The 4,436-nt window shown below is 69.8% G+C and carries 7 protein-coding genes; 2 read left to right on the forward strand and 5 right to left on the reverse strand.

Annotated features, from left to right (window positions below):
• Positions 1 to 18: 18 nt before the first annotated feature.
• The 3 genes from K206_RS0130495 to K206_RS43260 all read right to left on the reverse strand — a co-directional run bounded on the left by K206_RS0130495 (position 19) and on the right by K206_RS43260 (position 1,270).
• Complete coding sequence (locus tag K206_RS0130495) at positions 19 to 240, reverse strand: hypothetical protein (protein ID WP_020206115.1); 222 nt, start codon at positions 238 to 240, stop codon at positions 19 to 21.
• Positions 241 to 258: 18 nt separating this feature from the next.
• Complete coding sequence (locus K206_RS0130500) at positions 259 to 726, reverse strand: lecithin retinol acyltransferase family protein (protein ID WP_020206116.1); 468 nt, start codon at positions 724 to 726, stop codon at positions 259 to 261.
• Between the two features lie 187 nt (positions 727 to 913).
• A complete protein-coding gene (locus tag K206_RS43260) occupies positions 914 to 1,270 on the reverse strand; it encodes a hypothetical protein (RefSeq protein WP_155888348.1) in 357 nt (118 codons plus the stop codon).
• Between K206_RS43260 and K206_RS0130505 the strand changes: the two genes are divergently transcribed.
• Both K206_RS0130505 and K206_RS0130510 read left to right on the forward strand, forming a co-directional pair.
• Entirely contained in the window at positions 1,254 to 1,541 is a 288-nt protein-coding gene (locus K206_RS0130505) for a hypothetical protein (protein WP_020206117.1), read from the forward strand. The two genes, K206_RS43260 and K206_RS0130505, sit on opposite strands and share 17 nt — an antisense overlap.
• A 91-nt stretch (positions 1,542 to 1,632) precedes the next feature.
• Positions 1,633 to 2,403, forward strand: a complete 771-nt coding sequence (locus K206_RS0130510) for a PP2C family serine/threonine-protein phosphatase (RefSeq protein WP_020206118.1) — start codon at positions 1,633 to 1,635, stop codon at positions 2,401 to 2,403.
• Between the two features lie 20 nt (positions 2,404 to 2,423).
• On the opposite strand, the gene K206_RS0130515 is transcribed toward K206_RS0130510, so the two are convergent.
• Both K206_RS0130515 and K206_RS39735 read right to left on the reverse strand, forming a co-directional pair.
• On the reverse strand, positions 2,424 to 3,740 hold the full coding sequence (locus K206_RS0130515) for a sigma-54-dependent Fis family transcriptional regulator (protein ID WP_029044264.1): 1,317 nt from the start codon (positions 3,738 to 3,740) through the stop codon (positions 2,424 to 2,426).
• 48 nt (positions 3,741 to 3,788) lie between these two features.
• On the reverse strand, positions 3,789 to 4,436 hold a 648-nt coding region (locus K206_RS39735), incomplete at its 5' end, for an ATP-binding cassette domain-containing protein (RefSeq protein ID WP_043367386.1).

The following is a 4,436-nucleotide window of genomic DNA, read 5'->3' on the forward strand; positions in this document are numbered from 1 at the left end:
GCCGGCCGGGGCGGGCCGTCAAGCCGCATTCAGCGACGGCGGGAACACGCACCAGCCGCAGTCGCCATGCCGGAAGAAGAACATCGAGAGCTGGCCGGACGGGCCCGCCACCTCCACCCGCACGCAGCCGCCCTGCCCGGCGCGCGCGCCGCGCACGCGCGTGATGCGCGCCGGCGCGGCCAGCCGCGCGCCGAGCCACTTGTCGATCAGTCCGCGCAGGGATACCCGGGTCGTTTGCATGTCAGTCTCCTGGCAGGTTCAGGCGATGCGGGCGCCGAAGTGAGCGCCGCGCCATTCGGTTTCGATCAGCGTCCTGAGCAGGACCACGACCGTGTGCACCGCCACGGCCGGATGGTGCAGGCACGCTTCGACCTGCTCGCTGCGGGCTTGGCCCAGCAGGCACCACGAGCAGAAGTGCTCGCAGTTGTTGGTGAGCAGGCGGTAGTCGTCTTCGCCAAGGCGGGAGCGGGCGCGCGCGACGGCTTCGCGGCCGACGTAGCGGGCGCAGGGGTTGGCCTTGACGCTGACCGCGTGGCCGGCGGCGAAGTGTTCGAGGCTCACTTCTTCCACCGGGCCGCGATGCAGCGAGCCGGCGAACCCGGCGTAGTGGACCACCTTGCCCTCGCCGATGTAGATGCCGTGATGGGCGTAGCCGCGGCGTTCGGTGACGAGGTGCGCGCCGAGCGGATAGTCGGCTTCGTCGTGGCGTTGGTCTTGGTGGTTCATGGCGGCCTCGGATCTGTTTGCTTGCTGCAGGCATTGCCTGCTGATTGCAGCCATATCCGCATCAACCGTGCCATCGGCCACCGGCCCAGGCGTCATCAGGGAAAGCGGGAAAAACGGCGGGACCGGCGCCACAAGAATGTCGTGGGCAGCCCAACATCCCGGCGCGCTTTGTGTTGGCCACGCGCCGTCACTGCGCGCGCCCGGCGGCAAGCGGACGCGCCGCGCCGACGCGAATCCCAAGCACACCGAAACCGCCATTGCGCGAACGCGCGGCGCGGCACGGAAACAGACGGGCCGCAGCCACCAGTTCCGGCGCCCATGTTGGCGCACCGCCAACTCGCCAGCGCGCGCGGCCACGCGCCGCATCGGCCCACGCCGGGCCGCAGGCCGCGCCGGCTGGCGGTTCCGGGCTGGCGCGGCGCGCGCGCCGGATGCCGGCGCCGCACTGGCATGCGCCTTGCTGATGGAAGGGGGACGGCATCATGGCCATCGCGCAACCATCCCGCAACCACCACCGGAGACCGATCATGGCATCGCTCGCCATCCACGACCTCTACAACGACCGCACGCTCGACGGACGCGCCATGTCGGCCATCCGCGGCGGCGGCGCGCCCTGGGTATTCGGCTGGATCCAGCCCTACCAGCCGGCCAGGCCGAGCCTCGGCCCCGTCGTCAACTTTTACGAGATCAACAACAGCTTCTATGCTGATCAGATGGTGAATCAGTTCCAGAACATCGACGTTCGCAATTCGGCACCGGGCGCGAACATCAATGTGCAGGCGGGACAAGGCGCGCGCAACGACGGGCACATCTGAGCCCGCCCGGAGCGCGACGCGCGGCCGCGCCCGCGTCCATGCGACCGGGCCGCGCGGCGCGCGCCGGCCGGCCCGCGCAACGGAGACGATCGTGACCTGTGCATCGCAATTCCGCTGGACTTCAGCCGCGCGCACCGACGTCGGCCTGGTGCGCGAGCGCAACGAAGATGCCTGCCTGTCCCGGCCCGAGCGCGGGCTCTGGGTCGTGGCCGACGGCATGGGCGGCCACGCGGTGGGCGACTATGCCAGCAACCTGGTGGTGGAAACGCTGGACCGGCTGGGCGAGCCGCGCAGCCTGGAAGGCCTGCTCGACGATGCGCGCGCGGCGCTGCTGGAAGTCAACCGCGCGCTGCTGGCCGAGGCCACGCGCCGGCAGGTGCGGCGCATCGGCAGCACCGTGGTCGTGCTGATGGCCTGCGAGCGTTTCTGCGGCTGTCTGTGGGCCGGCGACAGCCGCATCTACCTGTACCGCGACGCGCACCTGACCCAGTTGACGCGCGACCACAGCCGCGTGGAGGAGCTCAAGGCGCGCGGCCTGATCACGGCGGAGGAAGCGCTCCACCATCCGGCGCACAACACCATCACGCGCGCGGTGGGCGCGAATGCCTCGCTGGAACTGGAGCAGACCTGGATGGAGGCGGCCGACGGCGACATGTTCCTGCTGTGCAGCGACGGCATCAGCAACGAGCTGCGCGACCCGGAGATCGCCGGCTTCCTGGCCTGCGGCGACTGCGAACTGGCCGCGCAGGCCCTGGTGACGGCGGCGCTGGAGCGCGGCGGCCACGACAATATCTCCGCCGTGGTGGCGCGCGCCGAAGACCTCTACGCCAACGACAAGACAATGGTGAATCCCGCGCTCTAGGCGCGGGGCCGGCCATTCCCCTATCCCGCCTTGCCGCTCTGCGCGGCCTGGTGGCGGAAATCCTTCGAATGGATGCCGTGCTTCTTGAGCAGCATCTGCAGGTGCGAGCGGTTCATGTCGAAGCGCCTGGCCAGCTCCGCCACGGTGCCGCCCACTTCGTGCAGGCCGCGTTCGAGGAAGGCGCGCTCGGCCTCGTCGCTGGCGGCGCGCTTGGCTTCGCTGAGCGAGGTCGCGGTGGTCGCGTCCACGCCGCCGGCCGCCGCCACCCCGCCCGCCACCAGCGCGGGGCCGGCCGCCCGCGGCCGGATGTCCTGCGGCAGGTGCTCGAGGTCGGCGGTATCGCCGGCCAGGCACGAGACCCGGTACATCAGGTTGCGCAGCTCGCGGATATTGCCCGGGTAGGCGTAATTCATGAGGAAATCGCGCAGGCGCGGCGTCAGCTTGACCGGGCGGCGCTTGAGCGAGCCGGCCGCCTCGTCGCCGAAGAACGCCACCAGCAGCGCGATCTCGTCGCGGCGCTCGCGCAGCGGCGGCAGCGTGACGTGGATCACGCTGAGGCGGTAGAACAGGTCTTCGCGGAACTTGCCCTCCTCGCTCAAGCGCCGCAGGTCGCGGTTGGTCGCCGCCACGATGCGCGTGTCCACCGAGATGGTCTCGTCCGAGCCGACCCGCTGGATCTCGTGCGCCTCCAGCACGCGCAGCAGCTTGACCTGCCCGGTGAGCGGCAGCTCGCCGATCTCGTCGAGGAAAATGGTGCCGGTGTGCGCGCTCTCGAACTTGCCGCGCCGGTCGCTGGCCGCGCCGGTGAAGGCGCCCTTCTTGTGGCCGAACAGCTCGGACTCGATCAGGTTCTCGGGAATCGCCCCGCAGTTCACCGAGATGAACGGCTTGTCGGTGCGCGAGCCGTTGGCATGGATCACCTTGGCCATGAGCTCCTTGCCGGTGCCGCTCTCGCCGTCGATCAGCACCGGCAGGTGCGTCGGCGCGGCCTTCTCGGCGATCTCCAGCGCCTCCAGCAGCTTGGGGTTGTCGCCGAACGTGCCCTCGAAGATGAAGCTGCGCTCCAGCAGCGCCTGGCGGCGCTCGCGCGGGCCCAGATCGGCCGCCGGCTCGGGCTCGGCCGGCTCGGCCACCGCGGCCTGCACGAAGCGCTCCTTGTGCGACAGCTGCATCACCTCGTCGCGCAGCGTGGTGGCCTGCTTGAGCAGCTTCTCGATGTCGGCGCGCTCGAGCCTGGAGGCCCAGCGCAGCGTGGAGCGCAGGATCTCGATCTTCTCGATCAGCCCGGCGTAGGACAGGGTGCTGCCGACCGCGCCGCCCTGGTTGAACAACTTCATCTCGCCCTCCCCCTGCGCGCCGACGCTCAAGCCATGCTCAAGCCATGTTCAGGCCGCGCTCAACTGCTTCTGCACCAGCTGGTAGTACATGCCCTTGCGCTCGAGCAATTCCTCGTGCCGCCCCTGCTCCACGATGCCGCCTTCGTACAAAACCAGGATCTTGTCGGCGCGCATGATCGTGCTGAGCCGGTGCGCGATGATCACCGCGGTGCGCCCGCGCAGGATGTCCTGCATGTTGCCGAGGATATTGCTCTCGGACTGCGTGTCCAGCGCCGAGGTGGCCTCGTCGAACACCAGCAGGCGCGGGTCGTGGTACAGCGCGCGCGCAATGCACAGCCGCTGGATCTGCCCGCCGGACAAGCCCATGCCGCGCTCGCCCACCACCTGCTCGTAGCCCAGCGGCAGCTTGCTGATGAAGGCGTGCGCGTCGGCCATCTTGGCCACTTCCTCGATGTGGCGGCGGTCCGGGCTGTCGTCGCCGCAGGCGATGTTCTCGGCGATGGTGCCGGAGAACAGCAGGTTGCTCTGCATCACGTAGCCGATCTGCGCGCGGTAATACTCCTTGTCGATCACGCCGAGGTCGTAGCCGTCCACCGTGATCTTGCCCTCGCTGGGCACGTAGAAGCCCACCAGCATCTTGGCCAGCGTGGTCTTGCCCGAGCCGCTGCGCCCCACGATGGCCAGCAGCTCGCCGGG

It is taken from the genome of Cupriavidus sp. WS, assembly GCF_000395345.1.
In the GTDB taxonomy this organism is placed as follows: domain Bacteria; phylum Pseudomonadota; class Gammaproteobacteria; order Burkholderiales; family Burkholderiaceae; genus Cupriavidus; species Cupriavidus basilensis_B.